Source organism: Chitinivorax sp. B, assembly GCF_005503445.1.
Lineage (GTDB): Bacteria > Pseudomonadota > Gammaproteobacteria > Burkholderiales > SCOH01 > Chitinivorax.
Map to the genome: position 1 here is coordinate 1 of NZ_SCOH01000010.1, position 18,763 is coordinate 18,763.

Below are 18,763 nucleotides of genomic sequence, written 5' to 3' on the forward strand. Positions count from 1 at the left end.
CTGCACCCAGTCCTGCCGCCAGTCCGGCAGGATGAACAATTCACCGCTCTCGTTGATGTAAGTCCGGGTCAGTTTGCCGACACACCAGATTGGTGTGGCAAAAGCAGGCAATGTTGAGCACAGAGCGAGGCCGCCCACCAGTAGCATGCAGATCTTTTTAATATTCATTGAATGAATGTCCAGATTGTTTTGACTAATGCAATAACGATTTTTCGACAGGTGCCGGGTTGGCGTTGCCCATGCCACGCATGATGTGGCTGATTCTTTTCATCAATCGTAAAAAATTGAAAAATAGCTGGCAATCGGCTTCGGTGTAAACTATATGCAGTTACTGCAAGAAACACAAAAACATCCTACATTGAATAATTATGAAATTCTAAATATCACCTTCCTTGCCAACCGCCTTGATGATCAGCAGCAGTACATCTCCGGGCCACATCAGCGATCAATATATTGAAAATGTTGAATGTTATCCGATCACCTTGCCACCAGCATTGACATTGCGACCATCAACTCTGTTTTGATTCATGTCTCTATTTTGATAAAGTCAAATATAAAAACCTTGCACTTCAAATAAAATTTGATGATCAATATATCGATCACATTGACCCATTTTAATTAACAACATCCACATATAAGGCAAACATCAATATTTTCTCGTCAGATACGCTATCATCCTTTGCCCGACCGCTTTGAGAACAAACCATGCAAACCATTCAGCTTCCTCATTCCAACCTGATCGTGTCTCGAATCTGCCTGGGTACCATGACCTGGGGGGAACAAAACACCGAAGCTGAAGCACATAGCCAGCTTGATTACGCTTTTTCACGCGGTGTCAATTTCATTGATGCGGCAGAAATGTACCCGGTACCCGCAAAGCCGGAGACTCAGGGACTGACAGAGCGTTATTTGGGTAGCTGGCTGAAAAAACAGGATCGCAGCAGGGTGATCGTTGCCACCAAAGTGGCCGGCCCATCTCGTGGGCTGGATTGGCTACGCAACGGCGAAGCACCACAGCTGGATGCGCGACAGATTCGGATGGCGGTGGAAGCCAGCCTGAAGCGGTTGCAAACAGAATATATCGATCTGTATCAATTGCATTGGCCAGCCCGTTATGTGCCGATGTTTGGCCAAGTCGGCTATGACCCAAACCAGGCGCGGCCCGCACCTGCCATCGAAGCGCAGTTGGATGCATTGGCCGGGCTCATCCGTGAGGGCAAGATTCGGCACATTGGTGTCAGCAATGAAACCGCCTGGGGGGTGTGCCAATTCACCAAGCAGGCTGAGCTTCGTGGATTACCACGGATAATCAGCATCCAGAACGCCTATAGCCTGCTCAACCGCACTTTTGAAATGGGGGTGGCCGAGACTTGTCACCACGAACAGGTTGGTTTGCTGGCATACAGCCCGATGGCGTTTGGGCTGCTGTCAGGCAAGTATCTGGCGAACCCTCAGGCCGATGGCCGTTTGACACGCTTTCCACAGTTTGGTGGCCGTTATCACAAACCCTATGTCAGCGACGCGACCGCAGCCTATGTGGCATTGGCGAAGGAACATGGGTTATCTCCGGCTCAAATGGCGCTGGCGTTTGTCAACAGCCGCTGGTTTGTCGCCAGCAATATCATTGGTGCGACAACCCTGCAACAACTTGAAGAAAACATCGACAGCGCCAGTTTGCAGCTTAGTGATCACGTTTTGAGCGGAATCGAGGCAATCCACCAACGACATCCGAACCCGGTTCAATAGCCGGTTCGATCACAATCACCTGATCGGGGGAAAGTTTGGTCTGGTCGCCAAACGTGACCTCGATCAGTTTCTGATTACGCACCTGCTTGCCATTTTTCATCGCGGGGATGAATTTGGCATGACGCCACACATAGAGTGCGTTCTCATCCATCAAATCCAGCGGGTTGGATTCCACGACCTCCAACTCGTCCACGCCACCTTGTTCATTGATCCACAGGCGCAACACTGCTCGGCCAATGACTTTCTTGGTTTCATCCTGCAACGCCCACAATGGCAGAAATGGTGTAATGGGTTGTTCCGGCTCGGCAGGGGTATCCAGTTCGCTGGTTTCGTAGTAAGTCAGGTCCGGTGCTTCAATGACCCCCAGGCTGGGCAACCATGGTGCAGGCAAAGGCAAAGCAGCGATCGGTGCAACGGGTTCACCCGCTGCAATGGCCAGGCTGTCCGTTTCACTGATGATGGCAGGCAACGCCGGTACCGCAGGCGGTTTGGCCTGCTTGGGCATTGGCAGTTTAAGTGGAGATTTTTCGACGGTTGTTGGTGTAGTGCTGAGTTGCGACGTTGCAGATGAAACAACCGGTTGCCGTGGTGACAGGCGTAACTCGATTGATTGTCTGCGTTGAGGGCTTGGCTGGTCACTATAGACCGTGATACCAAAGATCAACAGGTAATGCAGCAGCACTGATGATGACAATGCTGTACTGAAGAAAACGGCGGGACGCCATGGTTTTGTCGATTGCTCCACCTGCAAAACGCCCCGCTGTTGGTATTACTTGGCTGCGCCCAGTTCTTGCTCGATCTGTTCGCGCGGGATGGCGCCCGGCACCAGCTTGCCATTCGGGAAAACGATGCCCGGTGTACCGCTAATACCAAATTGCTCAGCCAATGCAGCGATCTTGGTCATTGGGGTATCACACTTCGCTTCGCCTTCCGGTACCTTGTTTTCCAGCATCAATGCTGTCCATGCTGCGGCACGATCAGCCGAACACCATACCAGTGCAGATTTGCGATGAGCATCAGGGTGCAATTGCGCCAACGGGTACAGGAAAGTATAGATGGTGACGTTATCCATATCCTTCAGCGACGTTTCCAAGCGCTTGCAGAATGGGCAATCCGGATCTGAGAATACGGCCAGCTTGCGCTCCCCCTTGCCTTTGACAACCTTGATTGCATCATCGAAAGGCAACGACGCAAAATCGACCTTGCGCAGATCAGCCACACGGCTCTCAGTCAGGCTCTTGCGGGTGGTCAGGTCTACCAGTTCGCCATCCAGCAGGTATTTGGCATCACGATCGACATACACCACATTACGTTTGTTCACGACCACTTCGTACAGGCCGGGAATCGGTGTGGTATTGACGCTGTCGATACGTGCATTGGGTACACGTTCCGCCAGTTTTTTCTTGATTTCTTCCGCCAGGGCGGGTTTGATCGGGCCTTTTTCGGCAACAGTTTTATCGGCTGCCACCGTGGAATTGGGCAAGCATGCCGCCAGCGCCAGCGTAACAGCAATAGATGCGCTTGCACGCCCGAATTTCAACATGAATGTACTCAAAGAATGTCTCCAGTTAACCTAATGCATGACGAATCAGCCGATGCTTGATCGGGCCCAACCGGTCGGTCATTGCCAAACCGGTGTTACGCAACCAGCCAAGCAGGCTGTTGTCGTTGTTGAACAGGCGTTGCAGGCCATCAGTCACGACCTGCATTGCCAATACATCTTCTTTGCGTGCACGCTCATAACGGCGCAACAGCAAATGTTCACCCAGGTCCTCTCCCGGCACGGCGCTTTTCAGTACCCGGGCCAGGGTACGTGCATCCTGGAAACCAAGATTGACCCCCTGTCCCGCCAACGGATGTACATTGTGGGCAGCATCACCAATCAGGGCCAGCCGGGGGGCCACAATACGATCCAGATGCAATAATCGCAACGGAAATACTGCCGCCGGAGTGATCAATGTCAGCGTCCCCAGTTCATGTCCGCCAGCGGCGGCCACCCGTTCACACAATGCAGTAGGATCAAGTCCAGCCAATTCATCGGCCTTGGCGTCCCAGGTAGACCATACCATTGACATCCGGTTCCCCGGTAGCGGCAACCAGGCCAAAATGCCATCGGGAAAGAACCATTGGCGCGCAATTTGCCCATGTGGCTTCTCACACAGGAAATTCGCCACGACACCTTTTTGCTGATAGAGACGCGGTGCTGCACTGATGCCCGCTTGACTACGCACCCACGAGTTGGCCCCATCTGCCCCGACCACCAGTTGCGTGGTCAATGTCTGCCCACCAGCCAATGTCAAATTGGCCATCCGTCCACCCAACTCGACCTGGGCGGGTTCTGCCGGGCAAATGATTGAAACATTTTCGGCGGCCTGCACAGCTTGCCACAATGCATCTTGCAGCAACCTGTTTTCCAGAATGCACGCCAGTTGCGGTACACGCACATCGTCAGCGGAAAACGCGAGTCTGGCATCATGCGCATCGCCACGCACCAGCATCTGACTAACGGGGCCAAGCCTATCCTTGGCCATGTGCTGCCAGGCACCCAGCTCTTCCAGAAACTGCTGGCTGCCAGGGCTGATCGCATAAATTCGAGAGTCCCAGCTATCGCTTGCTGGCAATGCGGTAGGTTTGCGTCCTTCAACCAACACCACACGAAGCCGACTATTGGCCAATGCCAACGCCAGACTGGTGCCCACCAGGCCGCCACCTACAATGGCTACGTCAAAGTCATGCTGCATCATATCCCCGCCCCAAACACCATATGTTGAGTCAGTCGCTTGCGGGCTGCTGGCACCATATCCAGCAAAGCCAAACCACTGCCCCGTGCCGTACTGGCAGCACTGCCGGGCATGGCAAACAATTTGATCAGTCCATCGGTGAACGCCGTCGTACTGGTGGCATCCAACGCACGACGCTTGGCATAGCGATTCAGCATGTTGCGGCTACCCAGCTCGTCACGCTTGCTTTCCTTCACCACTTTGGCCAGGGCCATCGCATCTCTCAGTCCCAGATTGAAACCTTGGCCAGCAACTGGGTGCAATACCTGAGCAGCATTGCCGATCAGAACGGTTCGTACGCTGATTGGACTGACCAAACGACGTAACGCCAGCGGAAAAGCCGCTCGAGCGCCTACTGAAACAAATTGACCGGCACGGTTACCGAAGCGCGCTTGCAACTGCGTCAGAAACGCCGTATCAGATAACGCCAGACAAGCCTCCACGGCCTCACTCCGGCAAGTCCAGACCAGTGCATATCCTTCACCACGCGGCAACAACGCCATCGGCCCATCATCCGAGAAACGCTCATATGCAATATGCTGCTGCGGCTGATCAGTGCGGACATCACATACCACCGCATGCTGGCCATAGTCCTGATGCCGGCGCTCAATGCCCGGCAGCTCAGTCAAACCCTTGCCGCCATCCGCTACGACCAGCAGGCTGGCGGTCACCAGCTTTTGAACATGTCCCTGATTCAATCGCAGGGCCACATACCCGGCCAACGGCTTGACCATATCCAATTGCACACCCGTGTGGAAGTGGATTGGGGCTGCCGCCAGTGCCGCATTCAAGGCTCCGGCCAAATCTCCATAATTCACCACGTAGCCCAAGGCTGGCACATCCAACTCAGTATGAGACAAAGTGGCATGACCGAAACCCTGGCGCTGCGACACATGCACCGTTTCGATGGCAGTCGCTTGCGGAATTGGGTGCCATACATCCAATCCCTGCAGGGTCTGTACACTCCCCCAGGACAGTGCAAGTGCACGTGGGTCCTGGCTTGGTAAACTGGCACGGGCTTCGAATACACCCACAATCAGCCCCTGCCCTTGCAACGATAAGGCCAATGCCGCCCCAACCGGCCCGCCGCCAACGATTGCCACATCCAAATGCTCTGGCAAGCTTGCAATTCGGTTTGCCATATTTGCCCCTCGGTTTACCTTGCTGCCATGGCAGCTTCTATGTCCACCACTGTTTTGGGTGTGCCATCAGTCAACACCTCGTAACCTGTTGTCGTGATGACTACGTCGTCTTCAATACGGACGCCTATATTCCAAAATGCCGCCGGCACCTTGTCGGTTGGACGGACATACAAGCCAGGCTCCACCGTCAGCACCATACCAGGCTGCAATGCACGCCAGGTGCCCTGTTGCTTGTATTCACCCACATCATGCACGTCCAGCCCAAGCCAGTGACCTGTTTGATGCATGTAAAACTGACGATAGGCCTCAGACTCGATGGCTTCGTCCACAGTGCCTGTCAGCCATTTCAGGTCAATCATGCCTTGAGCCAGTATCCGCACTGCAGCCTGGTGTGAATCGTGCCAACCACAGCCAGGTCGCAAGACATCAATCGCTGCTTGTTGTGCTGCCAGCACGATCTCATAGACATCCCGCTGTGGGCCGGAGAACTTGCCGTTGACCGGAAAGGTGCGGGTGATATCGCTGGCATAGCCTTCCAGCTCACAACCCGCATCAATCAGCAGCAGATCGCCATCTTTCAGTTGCGCGGTGTTTTCACCATAGTGCAGCACACATGCATTCGCCCCCGTCGCCACAATGCTGCCATAGGCTGGTGCACGACTACCCCTGCGATAGAACTCATGCATTAGCTCGGCTTCAACTTCATACTCAAAGCAACCGGGCGCGGCAAACTGCATCGCACGAATGTGCGCATCCCGCGAAATCTGCGCAGCACGACGCATCACACCCAGCTCCTGCTCATCCTTGATCAGACGCATTTCATTCACAAGAGGCCGCCAATCTGCCAATTCAATGGGTGCAACGTTGGCATGACGCGACTTTCTGCGGGTTGCATTCAGCCATCCCATGACACGTGCATCCCAAACGGCATCCGCCCCAATGGCCGAATAAAAGCGGGACTGCTCGTACAACAACTCTGGAAGACGGGCATCAATGTCGTTCAACGACCAAGCCTCGTCGAAACCAAACTTTTCTTTGGCAGCTGCAGGGCCATAGCGGAAACCATCCCAAATCTCGCGCTCCAGATCCTTGTCACGACAGAACAAAATACTTTTCGAGGCATTGCCCGCCACGATCACCAAAATAGCATCTGGCTCAGGAAAAGCGGTCAGATAGAAAAACGAACTATCAAACCGGAATGGATAGGTGGAATCAGCGTTACGAATCACTTCCGTTGAAGTCGGAATGACAGCGACACCATGTTTCATCTGTCCTGCCAAACGGGCACGGCGAGCGATGGTCAGCGCAAGTTGGGTCATGAATTGGTTCCAGGGGCGGATGTAAGCAGTCAAAATAGCGCCCATTATAGGGGATACCAACGTTGCACGGGTTCCGAGCGTCTCGCAAATGTGGCCGGCAATCCCAAGCTAACCGAATCGGCATGGCAAGCATACATTCGGTTTTCAGGCTAACACGCCAATTCAGACAGTAATCAAGGCAATGTCATCAGAATGGCCCAGCCATTTGCTGGCCTACTTACCGCCAAGCATATAAAAAACCGGGCAACAGATTGTTGAATCAGGCAAGATCGCAGGTTGTTTTCAATCGAGCATTTGATCGATACGCCATGAATCTCTATTTCCGTTTCCTGATCACCCTGTTACGTACCTTGCTTGCCAAACGTGGCGAGGTCATGGCACCAGCCCGCCAGCGTTTTCGCTGCATGCCATGGGATTGCGATATCAACCTGCACATGACCAATTCACGCTATCTGTCGTTCATGGATCTGGGCCGCACCTATCTGCTTGGCACATCCGGACTGCTTGGAACACTGCTCAAACACAAGTGGGGCCCAGTCGCGCAAGCTGTAGACATGACCTTCATTCGAGAAATTGGACCGTTTCAACAATTTGAACTGGTCACCCGCTTGCTTTGCTGGGATGACAAATACTGGTACATCCAGCAGGATTTCGAGGCAGATGGGAAGCTCTGCGCCTCAGCAGTATTGCGCGGCCTGTTTGTCCAAGGCAGGAATAAGATTCCGTCATCCATGGTGCTAGGTTCGCTGGGTTACCATGAGCCATCTCCTCCATTCCCCGCTCATGTAGAAGCTTGGACTGTTGCATTTCAACTGAAAAAATCATCGGCCCAATAGAAACGCCCGGCAAGCCGGGCGACAAATTCAACAATATGCTGTAATGCCGGTTCACCGGATCAATCGGTGTGCCAGATAGGCTCTCGTTTCTCCAGAAAGGCCGTTATACCTTCTCGCGCATCGTCAGACATGACATTCAGTGCCATCACTTCAGCGGCGTACTGATAAGCCTGTTCCAATCCCATATCCAGTTGGCGATAGAACATCTGCTTGCCGGCCATGATTGAGGAGGCAGGCTTATCACAAATCGATTTGGCCAAACGCATGGTTTCCTCATCCAGATGTTCCGGTGACACCACTCGGTTGACCATCCCCCGCACAAATGCTGTATGCGCATCGATAGAATCACCAGTCAATAGCATCTCCACCGCGACCTTTCGAGGCAAGCTCCGACTGATTGCAACTGCAGGCGTGGCGCAGAACAAGCCGATATTGATACCAGAGGTTGCAAACTTTGCCGATGTGGAAGCTACCGCCAAGTCACAATTTGCCACCAGCTGGCATCCCGCAGCGGTCGCCATGCCATGGACTTTGGCAATGATCGGTTGTGGCATGCGGGTCATGGTCATCATCAACCGGCTGGATTGCCGGAACAATGCGACACAATGTTCTCGGGTGTAACGCCCCTGGATTTCCTTCAGATCATGCCCGGAACAAAAAGCAGGGCCACGTGCAGCCAGAACCACCACACGTATCGATTCATCCAGCGCAATCGCATCCAACTCGATCTGCAGTCTCGAAATCAGCTGGCTGGACATCGCATTCTGTTGCTTGGGACGATTCAACGTTAGTTGAACAATGCCTTCATGGCGCTCACGGAGCACAAGCGAGGTAACGTCATCCTCAACGACAACGGTTTGCATGGTTCTGTCTCCTGTCACATTGCATGCCAAAGCGCCTCCCCGCTTCGGTCACGAGCATACAACCATTTCTCGGCTGGAAACCTCCAGAATTCAGTAGTGAGAAAACGATTCCGCGTGGGTGTCCGCTTGAATTGATGTCATCACCCAAACTTCCTCGCTCAGCATCATGAATTGCAACAATCGGTCGTGAAAGACCCACACACTATTCATGATCACACAGTTTTCTAACGCTAGCACATTCAACAAAATTAATCAGAATGACTTGTTTTGCAACGCAAAAATCTTCTTTACATGACTATTTTCAAATATCCCCCATAGTTGCGGACCACCGGCAGAAGGCTAATTTCGGTATCGTGGCACCGCACCATTTTTTGTCCCGAATTGGCCATTTAATTCATATTATTGCGTAGGCCAAAAACAAAACGGCGCCATTTGACGCCGTTTTTTGATCCGAAGGAAGAATGACTTGTTTACTTCTTTTTCTCGTCTTTTTTGGCTTCCGACGGCTTTGTCGCCTTTGCGTCAGCTGGCTTCGCCGGCCCCTTGCCGCCCACGGTCAATTCGCCTTTGATCTTGTCGTAAGTCGCCTGCTTGATACCTGGCACTTTCATGATCTCTTCCGCGGCCTTAAACGAACCATTCTTCTGACGATAGTCCAGAATCGCCTTTGCTTTCGCTGGGCCAATGCCAGGTAAACCTTCCAATTGTTGCTGCGTGGCAGAATTCAGGTCTACAGCAGCGAACGCACTTCCCATCAAGGTAAACAACGTCAGCAACGTCAGTAGCAGCTTTCTCATCACCACGCTCCTTTTAGTCAAACTCCAAATCGAATGGGACTACCGAAAATCAGCCTAGTGAAACATACCTTCTTTTTCAAGCCAGAAAAAAACAGGCCATCGGTATTTACCGATGGCCTGTTTTGAATCAACGCTCACGCCAGTCAACTAAATTCGCTGTGTAGACAATGCTCGTCAATATTGATTGGCACTCACCATCACTCAAAAATCAGCGATATGCCAATCATTCATCCGCACTGTCGCTTCCCTCTTCCAGCTCCCCCTCAACCTCAAGGTCACCTTCTTCATTTTCATCCCCCTCGGTTTCCTGAACCTTTTCCAGACCGGAAAGCTTCTCACCTTCATCCAGATTGATCAGTCGAACGCCTTGGGCAGCACGGCCAGTTTCACGAATTTCGCTGACTTTGGTACGAATCAGCACCCCTCCTGTCGTAATCAGCATCACTTCATCAGTAGGTTGCACCAATGTGGCTGCAACCAACTTCTGGCCCGTTTTCTCCGTCAAATCAACAGCAATCACACCTTGCGTACCACGACTGGTAAAGCGGAATTCACCGATTGAGGTGCGTTTACCGTAACCATTTTCAGTCGCAGTCAACACTTGCCAGTCTTCAGAGTCCGCCACCAACATGGAAATCACTGCCTGCCCCGACTGCAACAGCATGCCGCGCACACCACGAGCCTGTCGGCCCATGGCACGCACATCTTGCTCATCGAAACGAACCGCCTTACCGGCATCCGAGAACATCATGACCTGATGCTTACCAGACGTAATCGCGACACCAATCAAGTAATCGCCCTCGTCCAAATCCACCGCAATGATGCCCTTCCGCAACGGGCGCGAGAAATCCGACAGCGGTGTTTTCTTCACCGTGCCCAAGCTGGTAGCCATGAACACATAGTGATTTTCGTCGAATGTCTTCACCGGTAGGATCGCATTGATCTTTTCACCATCCTGCAACGGCAACAGATTGACGATCGGCTTACCACGAGCGGTACGACCACCTTGCGGCACCTCATAGACCTTGATCCAGTACACCCGCCCTAGGCTGGAGAAGCACAGTACATAGTCATGGGTATTTGCAATGAACAGGTTGTCGATGAAATCATCTTCTTTGGTCGCCGTTGCCTGCTTGCCCCGACCACCACGGCGCTGCGAACGATAATCGTCCAGTGGTTGCGCCTTCATATAACCGCCATGTGACAAAGTCACGACCATGTCCTGCGGTGTAATCAGGTCTTCCAGGCTGATGTCTTCGCCAAACGGAATGATCTCGGAACGACGGGCATCGCCAAACATTTGCTTGGTATCGGCCAACTCATTGCCAATGATCTGGGTGACCCGTTCCGGTTTGGCCAGGATATCCAACAAATCAAGGATCTTGTCCATGACTTCTCGGTATTCGGCTTGCAGTTTGTCCTGCTCCAGGCCAGTCAGTCGCTGCAGGCGCATATCCAGAATCGCCTGCGCCTGCGTGTCGGACAATTTGTAGCCCTGGGATTTCAAACCGAATTCAGGTGACAACCATTCTGGCCGGGCAGATTCACTGGCCACACGGGACAACATTTCTTCAACCAAACCAGAGCGCCATTCGCGAGACATCAACGCCAGCTTGGCTTCAGGTGGAGTTGGTGAGGCCTTGATCAGCGCAATCACTTCATCCACATTGGACAACGCAACGGCCAAGCCCTCCAGTACATGCGCCCGTTCCCGTGCCTTTTTCAGTTCATAGACAGTACGGCGGGTAACGACCTCACGACGATGGCGCAGGAAACATTCCAGAATCTGCTTCAGGTTCAACAATCGTGGTTGGCCGTCGACCAGTGCCACCATGTTCATACCAAAGGTACATTGCAGCTCGGTCTGCTTATACAGGTTGTTGAGCACCACATCGGGCATTTCATTGCGCTTCAGCTCGATATAAACGCGCAAGCCCGATTTGTCTGATTCATCACGTAGATCGGCAATGCCATCGATCTCTTTGTCACGGACCAGTTGGGCAATCTTTTCGATCAGGTTCTTCTTGTTGACCTGATAAGGCAACTCATCAACGATGATAGCCTGCTTATCCTTGCCCACATCCTCAATGTGAGTGCGAGCGCGCATCACCACACGCCCCCGACCGGTACGGTAGCCCTCGCGCACACCGCTGATACCATAAACGATGCCTGCTGTCGGGAAATCCGGTGCCGGGATGTACTCCATCAAATCGTCGACCGTCAAATCAGCATTGCGCAACAACGCCAACGCACCGTCAATGACCTCGGAGAGATTGTGTGGCGGGATGTTAGTGGCCATACCAACGGCAATGCCAGTCTGACCATTGATCAGCAGGTTGGGCAATCGCGTGGGCAAGACCGACGGCTCTTGCTCTTTACCGTCATAGTTGGGTACGAAATCGACCGTTTCCTTGTCGATATCCGCCATCAACTCGCCTGAAATACGTTCAAGACGGCACTCGGTATAGCGCATGGCCGCAGCATTGTCACCATCGATCGAGCCAAAGTTACCCTGGCCGTCGACTAGCATGTAGCGCATGCTGAAATCCTGCGCCATACGCACCAGCGTATCGTAGATCGAGGCGTCACCATGCGGGTGGTACTTACCCATGACGTCACCGACGATACGCGCGCACTTTACATACGGACGGTTCCAGACATTATTGGCCTCATGCATTGCAAACAACACACGGCGATGCACGGGCTTCAAACCATCCCGCACATCCGGCAGCGCACGCCCCACGATTACGCTCATTGCATAGTCGAGGTAGCTCTTGCGCATTTCTTCTTCAAGGCTGACGGGTATGGTCTCTTTTGCGAACTGTTCCATGTATCCTTGGGCTTTTCGATGCGAAAAATAGACAAGATTCTAACACGCCGCACACACCCGACCAATTGATGCCGCACCGGTATTTTTACTGCTGTTTGCAAAAAAACAACAGTGCACCTCCACTTTCACATTTCAGCCACATTTCGTTTGGTATGATTCGGGCTTTGCGGCTATCCTTACCACGTTGCCGGGCTCCAAAAGCCCGCTGGATAATAAGAAATTCCGGTTTGACCCTTTTCAGTCAGGAGAAAACAATATGACCAACAAACTGATCAAGTCCGTGTTGGCAGCTTCGTTGGCCGTAGCCGGCTTCACCGCTCAGGCTCGCGACGGCTATACAACCGACGGCTCCACAGGCACTGTCGTCAAAAACAACTACAGCGAATGCTGGCGCACTGGTTATTGGACCAAAGACAGTGCATTTGAAGACTGCGATGCAAGCTTGATGCCGCCGAAACCGGCTCCTGCGCCTGCAACCGCACCTGCAGTTGAAGCACCGGCCACCCCGGTTACACCGGCTCCTCGCCCCGCGCCGAAGACCGAGAAGTTCACTCTGCAGGCTGACGTCTTGTTTGCATTCAATGGTGACAAGCTGTCCAATGACGGTAAAGCAGCACTGGACAAGATCATTGAAGACGCATTGGCTTCACACGTGAAGAGCATTGACGGCAGCATCGAAATCATCGGTCACACCGACCGTATCGGTTCCGACAAGTACAACCAGAAGTTGTCCGAGCGTCGCGCTCAGTCTGTTAAGTCCTACGTTGTCAGCAAGGGCCTGCCGGCAGACAAGGTTACCGCCACTGGCGTTGGCAAGTCTCAGCCCGTTACCAAGCCTGAAGATTGCAAAGGCAACAAGAAGACCAAGAAGCTGATCTCTTGCCTGCAGCCTGACCGCCGCGTGGAAATTGATCTGAAGGGCACCAAGTCAGCTAACTAATTAGCTGCAGGTTGTCACGAAAGCCCCGGTCTTCCGGGGCTTTTTGCTTTCTGAAAACCACGGAAGCCAAATTTCCCTCATAATGTCTGACCATGAAGCACTATACACTGCCCCTAATCCCCATACTCATGCTAACCTGCCTCCCTAGCTTGGCGGGTGGTATTGATCAACTCAAAGCCTTTGTCGCCAGTACAGACTCACTGCAAGCGGAATTCTCACAGCAGGTGTTCGGACAACGATCTGGTGCCGGCCAAGTAGCAAGCGGCCATGTGACCATTCAGCGACCTGGCAAATTCCGCTGGTCTTATATCAAACCCTATGATCAATTAATTGTGGGTGATGGCCAGAAACTTTGGCTGTATGACAAAGATATTGAGCAGGTTACCGTCAAGAGACTGGATCAGGCACTCGGCTCCAGCCCAGCTGCCTTGTTAGCAGGCAGCAATGACATTGAAAAAGCCTATGCGCTCAAGGATGCAGGCACCAAAGATGGAATGGAGTGGCTGGAAGCCAAACCCAAGTCCAGCGAGTCAACTTTCCAGACTGTCAAGATGGGCTTTATCAAGAATGATTTGACTGTAATGGAGCTCAAAGACAACTTTGGTCAGACTACAGTGATTCGCTTCTCACGCTTGGAGCGCAATCCCAAGCTACCGGCAGATCAGTTTAAGTTTATACCGCCCAAGGGCGTGGATGTCATCAGTGAGTGACCTGTTTCACGAACGGCCACGGGAGCCGCTGGCGGAGAGGTTGCGGCCGCGGACACTAGATGACGTCATCGGTCAACGTCACCTGATCGGACCTGGCAAACCATTGCGTTTGGCATTTGAATCAGGCAAGCCCCATTCAATGATCCTATGGGGGCCACCTGGCGTCGGCAAAACCACGTTGGCTCGCTTGATGGCAGCCGGCTTCGATGCGGAATTCAGCCCTTTGTCTGCTGTGTTTTCTGGCGTAAAAGACATTCGCGAGACCATGCAGCAAGCCGAGTTGGCCTTGCAACAACATGCTCGCCATACCATTTTGTTTGTCGATGAAGTCCATCGTTTTAACAAATCGCAACAAGATGCTTTTCTGCCCTACGTAGAACAAGGCTTGGTGACGTTTATTGGCGCCACCACTGAAAATCCAAGCTTCGAGGTCAATTCCGCCTTGCTGTCACGTGCACAGGTCTATGTACTGCAGCCGATTAGCGATGACGATATGCGGCAATTGTTTGCCCGAGCCACTCAGAGTGCCATGCCTGATCGCCATTTTGACGATGCCGCAAGAGATGCCTTGATCGGATATGCCGATGGTGACGCGAGACGTTTGCTGAATCTGATTGAACAATGCCAAACCGCCGCCGAAGCCAGACAGCTGACTGAACTGGATCAGACCTTTATTGGCGAAACACTTTCAATCAACGCACGACACTTCGACAAAGGTGGTGATGCGTTTTATGACCAGATATCAGCATTACATAAGTCTGTTCGTGGTTCCAATCCTGATGCAAGCTTGTATTGGCTGACACGCATGCTGGATGGCGGTGCCGGTCCACTTTATGTTGCACGGCGACTGGTGCGTATGGCCGTCGAAGATATCGGGCTGGCTGACCCTCGTGCCTGGAGAGTAGCTCTGGATGCTTGCGAAACTTTTGAACGCCTCGGCAGCCCGGAGGGTGAGTTGGCCTTAGCGCAAGCCGTGATCTATCTGGCGGTCGCCCCTAAAAGCAATGCAGGCTATATGGCCTATAAGGCAGCCAAGGCATTCGTAGAAAAGGACAAGTCCCGCCCGGTGCCAATGCATTTAAGAAATGCCCCAACCAAATTAATGAAGGAAATGGGCATGGGCCATCAATACCGATATGCCCATGACGAACCGCATGCCTACGCCGCAGGCGAGCAATATCTGCCGGATGGACTGCAAGACCTACATTGGTACGAGCCCACTCCACGTGGGTTGGAAGCCAAAATTGCCGAGAAACTGGCGTTTCTGCGAGAATTGGATCATCAAGCTCGCAACAAGAATTGAATGGACTAATCACATGCTGGATATTCAACAGCTTCGCAATGATCTGGATAACGTCGCCACCCGCCTTGCTGCTCGTGGCTTCCAATTGGATATCGAGGCGTTCACCGCACTCGAAAATGAACGCAAATACCTGCAAACCCGTACGCAGGAGCTGCAGGCCAAACGCAATACCGCGTCTAAGCAAATTGGTATCGCCAAGTCCAAAGGTGAAGATGCATCGGCCATCATGGCTGAAGTCGCAAACTTAAAGGATGAGCTAGAAGCCTGCGAAGCCAACCTGAGTGTACTGCAAGACAAGCTTAATGACATGCTGTTGCGCATGCCCAACCTGCCCACTACGTCCGTCCCTACAGGCAAGGATGAACAGGACAACGTGGAAGTACGTCGCTGGGGCACACCACGTGCATTTGATTTTGAAGTACGTGACCATACAGATATTGGCGTTCCTCTCGGATTGGATTTTGAAACCGGTGCCAAGCTATCAGGCGCCCGTTTTACCCTGATGCGCGGCCAAATTGCCCGTTTGCACCGTGCATTGGCCCAGTTCATGATCGACACCCATACCAATCAACATGGATATACCGAGGTTTACACTCCGTACATCGTGAATCCCGAAGTTTTGTACGGCACCGGTCAGTTACCTAAATTTGCCGAAGACATGTTCCGTGTTGAAAAAGGTGGGGAAGATAACCCGGTTACACAGTACCTGATCTCAACATCAGAAATTTCGCTGACCAATACTGTCCGCGATAGCATTCTGAAAACGGATGAATTGCCGATCAAGCTGACAGCCCACTCACCTTGCTTCCGTTCGGAAGCCGGCTCGTATGGTCGCGATACCCGTGGCATGATCCGCCAACATCAATTCGACAAAGTCGAAATGGTACAAATCGTCCACCCAGAAAAGTCTTATGACGCATTGGAAGAAATGGTTGGCCACGCTGAAGCCATTCTTCAGAAACTGGAACTGCCTTACCGGGTCATTACCTTGTGTACGGGGGATATGGGTTTTTCCGCCACAAAGACTTACGATCTGGAAGTGTGGTTGCCAGCGCAGAATACCTATCGTGAGATTTCAAGCTGTTCGAACTGTGAGGCCTTCCAGGCTCGACGTATGCAAGCCCGCTTCAAGAACGAAGCTGGTAAGAATGAGCTGGTACATACACTGAATGGCTCCGGCCTGGCGGTAGGCCGCACCTTGGTTGCGGTTCTGGAAAACTATCAGAATGCTGATGGTAGTGTAACGATCCCGACTGTGCTGCGCCCCTACATGGGCGGCATCGAACATATCGGCTAATGATCTCAACAGCACAGGCCAGCTCTATTCCCTGACCCATGTTGATCTGAAGGCCAACAAAAAGCCCGTTGTTTACCCAACGGGCTTTTTATTGATGAGGTGCAGTACCAAGCCCGCACCCCCGGTCCGTATAGCTTAGCCTTCAGCTTTAGCCATCTTCTTACGTTCGTTTTCTGACAGATAGCGCTTACGCAGACGGATCGATTGCGGTGTAATTTCCACCAGTTCGTCATCGTCAATGAATTCCACTGCATATTCCAGCGTGATCTTGATCGGCGGAGTCAACACAACGGCTTCGTCCTTACCGGATGCACGTACATTGGTCAGCTTCTTACCCTTCAACGGGTTGACGATCAGATCGTTATCACGACTGTGAATTCCGATGATCATGCCTTCATAAACTTTTTCACCCGCACCGATGAACATACGGCCACGGTCTTCCAGGTTCCACAGTGCGTACGCAACCGCTTCACCTTGCTCCTGGCTGATCAGTACACCGTTACGACGGCCTGGGATATCGGCCTTGATTGGGCCATATTCATCGAATACGTGCGCCATGATGCCAGTACCACGCGTCAGGGTCAGGAATTCGCCTTGGAAACCAATCAAACCACGTGCAGGAATCTTGTATTCCAGGCGAGTACGGCCATTGCCATCGCTGGACATGTCAGCCATTTCACCACGGCGGCGCCCCAACTCTTCCATCACCGCACCCTGATGTGCTTCTTCCACATCAACGGTCAACATTTCGTACGGCTCACACTTTACACCGTCGATTTCCTTCATCACCACACGCGGTTTGGAAACAGACAGTTCGTAGCCTTCTCGGCGCATGTTTTCCAGCAGAATGGTCAAATGCAATTCACCACGGCCCGATACCAGGAATATGTCAGCATCCTGGGTATCTTCAACACGCAATGCCACGTTGGTGAGCAATTCTTTCTGCAGACGATCACGCAATTGGCGTGAAGTAACAAACTTACCTTCAGTACCGGCAAACGGGCTGGTATTGACCTGGAAGTTCATGGTCAGGGTCGGCTCATCCACCGACAGCATTGGCAATGCTTCTGGCTGATTCACATCTGCAATGGTCACACCGATACCAATCTCTTCGATACCGTTGATTAAAATAATGTCGCCCGCTTCAGCCTGATCGACCAATACGCGCTCCAAGCCTTGGAAACCCAGAACCTGGTTGATTTTCGCCTGCTTTTGCCCATCACGGCCCATGACCATGACTTGTTGGCCAGGCTTGATGCGGCCACGCGCAATACGACCAACACCAATACGACCAGTGTAGGTCGAATAGTCCAGTGCAGAAATCTGCAGTTGCAACGGCTCATCCGGGCTGCCAGACGGCGGCGCAACATGCTTCAATACGGTATCGAACAACGGGCGCATATTTTCAGAAGGCTGCGCCAGATCTAGCGTAGCAAAACCGTTCAGGGCCGATGCGAATACCACAGGAAAATCTAGCTGCTCTTCGGTCGCACCCAACTTATCAAACAAGTCGAAAGTCTGGTCGATTACCCAGTTCGGACGTGCGCCCGGACGGTCAACCTTGTTGATCACAACGATAGGCTTCAACCCTAGAGCCAGTGCTTTACGGGTTACGAAGCGGGTTTGCGGCATCGGACCTTCTACTGCGTCCACCAACAACAAGACACCATCCACCATGCCCAATACGCGCTCGACTTCGCCACCGAAATCCGCGTGCCCAGGGGTGTCAACGATGTTGATGTGGGTGCCTTCGTAGTTAACAGCGGTATTCTTGGCCAGAATGGTGATGCCGCGCTCCTTTTCGATATCGTTGCTATCCATTACCCGTTCAGCGATATGTTGGTTTTCGCGGAAGGTACCGGCCTGATGGAGCAATTTGTCAACCAGCGTAGTTTTACCATGGTCAACGTGGGCAATGATGGCGATATTGCGAATGGCGCGCGTCATGTATCGATTCCAGCTTTCAAGATTCAGTAAAAGCATTGGAGTCTAACACAAAATGCTTGCAATTTTCTTGCATTTACAACATAATGCGGCCTCTTTTTGATTGTGCATCAAACAGTTGTCAAACATGCACAATAAAAGCTCATCGAATCTGACCTCTTCGCGCACCCGCTTTGTGATTGCGCGTCTCTTTACCCGGTTAGCGTCGATGTTACGTTGCCGGTAGAACCGCCTCATTTCACGCCATTTGGCTGTC

15 protein-coding genes are annotated in these 18,763 nt (G+C 52.4%); 6 read left to right on the plus strand and 9 right to left on the minus strand.

The genetic code is table 11. The annotated features are described in order from the left end of the window. The first annotated feature begins 705 nt into the window (after window positions 1–705). Window positions 706–1,746 carry an NADP(H)-dependent aldo-keto reductase gene (locus FFS57_RS08085; RefSeq protein WP_137937277.1) on the plus strand — a complete coding sequence of 347 codons (1,041 nt, stop codon included), beginning with the start codon at window positions 706–708 and terminating at the stop codon, window positions 1,744–1,746. Here the strand turns inward: FFS57_RS08085 and FFS57_RS08090 are convergent. The 5 genes from FFS57_RS08090 to pepP are packed head-to-tail and all read right to left on the minus strand — an operon-like array spanning window position 1,682 to window position 6,987. Next, window positions 1,682–2,491 carry an energy transducer TonB gene (locus FFS57_RS08090; protein WP_137937278.1) on the minus strand — a complete coding sequence of 270 codons (810 nt, stop codon included), beginning with the start codon at window positions 2,489–2,491 and terminating at the stop codon, window positions 1,682–1,684. The genes FFS57_RS08085 and FFS57_RS08090 overlap by 65 nt on opposite strands. Before the next feature lie 24 nt (window positions 2,492–2,515). After that, on the minus strand, window positions 2,516–3,289 hold the full coding sequence (locus FFS57_RS08095) for a DsbC family protein (protein ID WP_137937279.1): 774 nt from the start codon (window positions 3,287–3,289) through the stop codon (window positions 2,516–2,518). 25 nt (window positions 3,290–3,314) lie between these two features. Further along, window positions 3,315–4,490: a UbiH/UbiF family hydroxylase gene (locus FFS57_RS08100; protein ID WP_349306722.1), complete on the minus strand. Its 1,176-nt coding sequence runs from the start codon at window positions 4,488–4,490 to the stop codon at window positions 3,315–3,317. Continuing rightward, window positions 4,487–5,668, minus strand: a complete 1,182-nt coding sequence (locus tag FFS57_RS08105) for an FAD-dependent monooxygenase (protein ID WP_137937280.1) — start codon at window positions 5,666–5,668, stop codon at window positions 4,487–4,489. Before FFS57_RS08105 ends, FFS57_RS08100 begins: the two co-directional genes overlap by 4 nt. A gap of 14 nt (window positions 5,669–5,682) precedes the next feature. Next, the gene (gene pepP / locus FFS57_RS08110) at window positions 5,683–6,987 is read right to left on the minus strand and encodes a Xaa-Pro aminopeptidase (protein WP_137937281.1); all 1,305 of its coding nucleotides are present in this window, start codon (window positions 6,985–6,987) and stop codon (window positions 5,683–5,685) included. Between the two features lie 308 nt (window positions 6,988–7,295). Here pepP and FFS57_RS08115 point away from each other — a divergent pair, with 308 nt between their 5' ends. Beyond that, window positions 7,296–7,823, plus strand: a complete 528-nt coding sequence (locus FFS57_RS08115) for a thioesterase family protein (protein ID WP_137937282.1) — start codon at window positions 7,296–7,298, stop codon at window positions 7,821–7,823. Between the two features lie 59 nt (window positions 7,824–7,882). On the opposite strand, the gene FFS57_RS08120 is transcribed toward FFS57_RS08115, so the two are convergent. From FFS57_RS08120 to gyrA, 3 genes are all read right to left on the minus strand, one after another. Next, window positions 7,883–8,686: an enoyl-CoA hydratase gene (locus FFS57_RS08120; protein WP_137937283.1), complete on the minus strand. Its 804-nt coding sequence runs from the start codon at window positions 8,684–8,686 to the stop codon at window positions 7,883–7,885. 470 nt (window positions 8,687–9,156) lie between these two features. Continuing rightward, the gene (locus FFS57_RS08125) at window positions 9,157–9,483 is read right to left on the minus strand and encodes a ComEA family DNA-binding protein (RefSeq protein WP_137937284.1); all 327 of its coding nucleotides are present in this window, start codon (window positions 9,481–9,483) and stop codon (window positions 9,157–9,159) included. 223 nt (window positions 9,484–9,706) lie between these two features. Beyond that, window positions 9,707–12,313 (minus strand): DNA gyrase subunit A, encoded by a 2,607-nt coding sequence (gene gyrA / locus FFS57_RS08130; RefSeq protein WP_137937285.1) that lies wholly within the window; start codon window positions 12,311–12,313, stop codon window positions 9,707–9,709. Window positions 12,314–12,569: 256 nt separating this feature from the next. On the opposite strand from gyrA, the gene FFS57_RS08135 reads away from it, so the two are divergent. The 4 genes from FFS57_RS08135 (at window position 12,570) to serS (ending at window position 16,563) form a co-directional block, all read left to right on the plus strand. Next, entirely contained in the window at window positions 12,570–13,253 is a 684-nt protein-coding gene (locus FFS57_RS08135; protein ID WP_137937286.1) for an OmpA family protein, read from the plus strand. 128 nt (window positions 13,254–13,381) lie between these two features. Continuing rightward, window positions 13,382–13,963, plus strand: a complete 582-nt coding sequence (gene lolA, locus FFS57_RS08140) for an outer membrane lipoprotein chaperone LolA (RefSeq protein WP_249383940.1) — start codon at window positions 13,382–13,384, stop codon at window positions 13,961–13,963. Further along, window positions 13,956–15,266, plus strand: coding sequence for a replication-associated recombination protein A (locus FFS57_RS08145; protein ID WP_137937288.1), 1,311 nt, complete (start codon window positions 13,956–13,958; stop codon window positions 15,264–15,266). The genes lolA and FFS57_RS08145 overlap by 8 nt, the downstream gene beginning before the upstream one ends. Before the next feature lie 13 nt (window positions 15,267–15,279). Continuing rightward, window positions 15,280–16,563: a serine--tRNA ligase gene (serS, locus tag FFS57_RS08150; protein ID WP_137937289.1), complete on the plus strand. Its 1,284-nt coding sequence runs from the start codon at window positions 15,280–15,282 to the stop codon at window positions 16,561–16,563. 135 nt (window positions 16,564–16,698) lie between these two features. Here the strand turns inward: serS and typA are convergent, their stop codons facing one another. Further along, entirely contained in the window at window positions 16,699–18,510 is a 1,812-nt protein-coding gene (gene typA, locus FFS57_RS08155) for a translational GTPase TypA (protein WP_137937290.1), read from the minus strand. Between the last annotated feature and the right edge of the window lie 253 nt (window positions 18,511–18,763).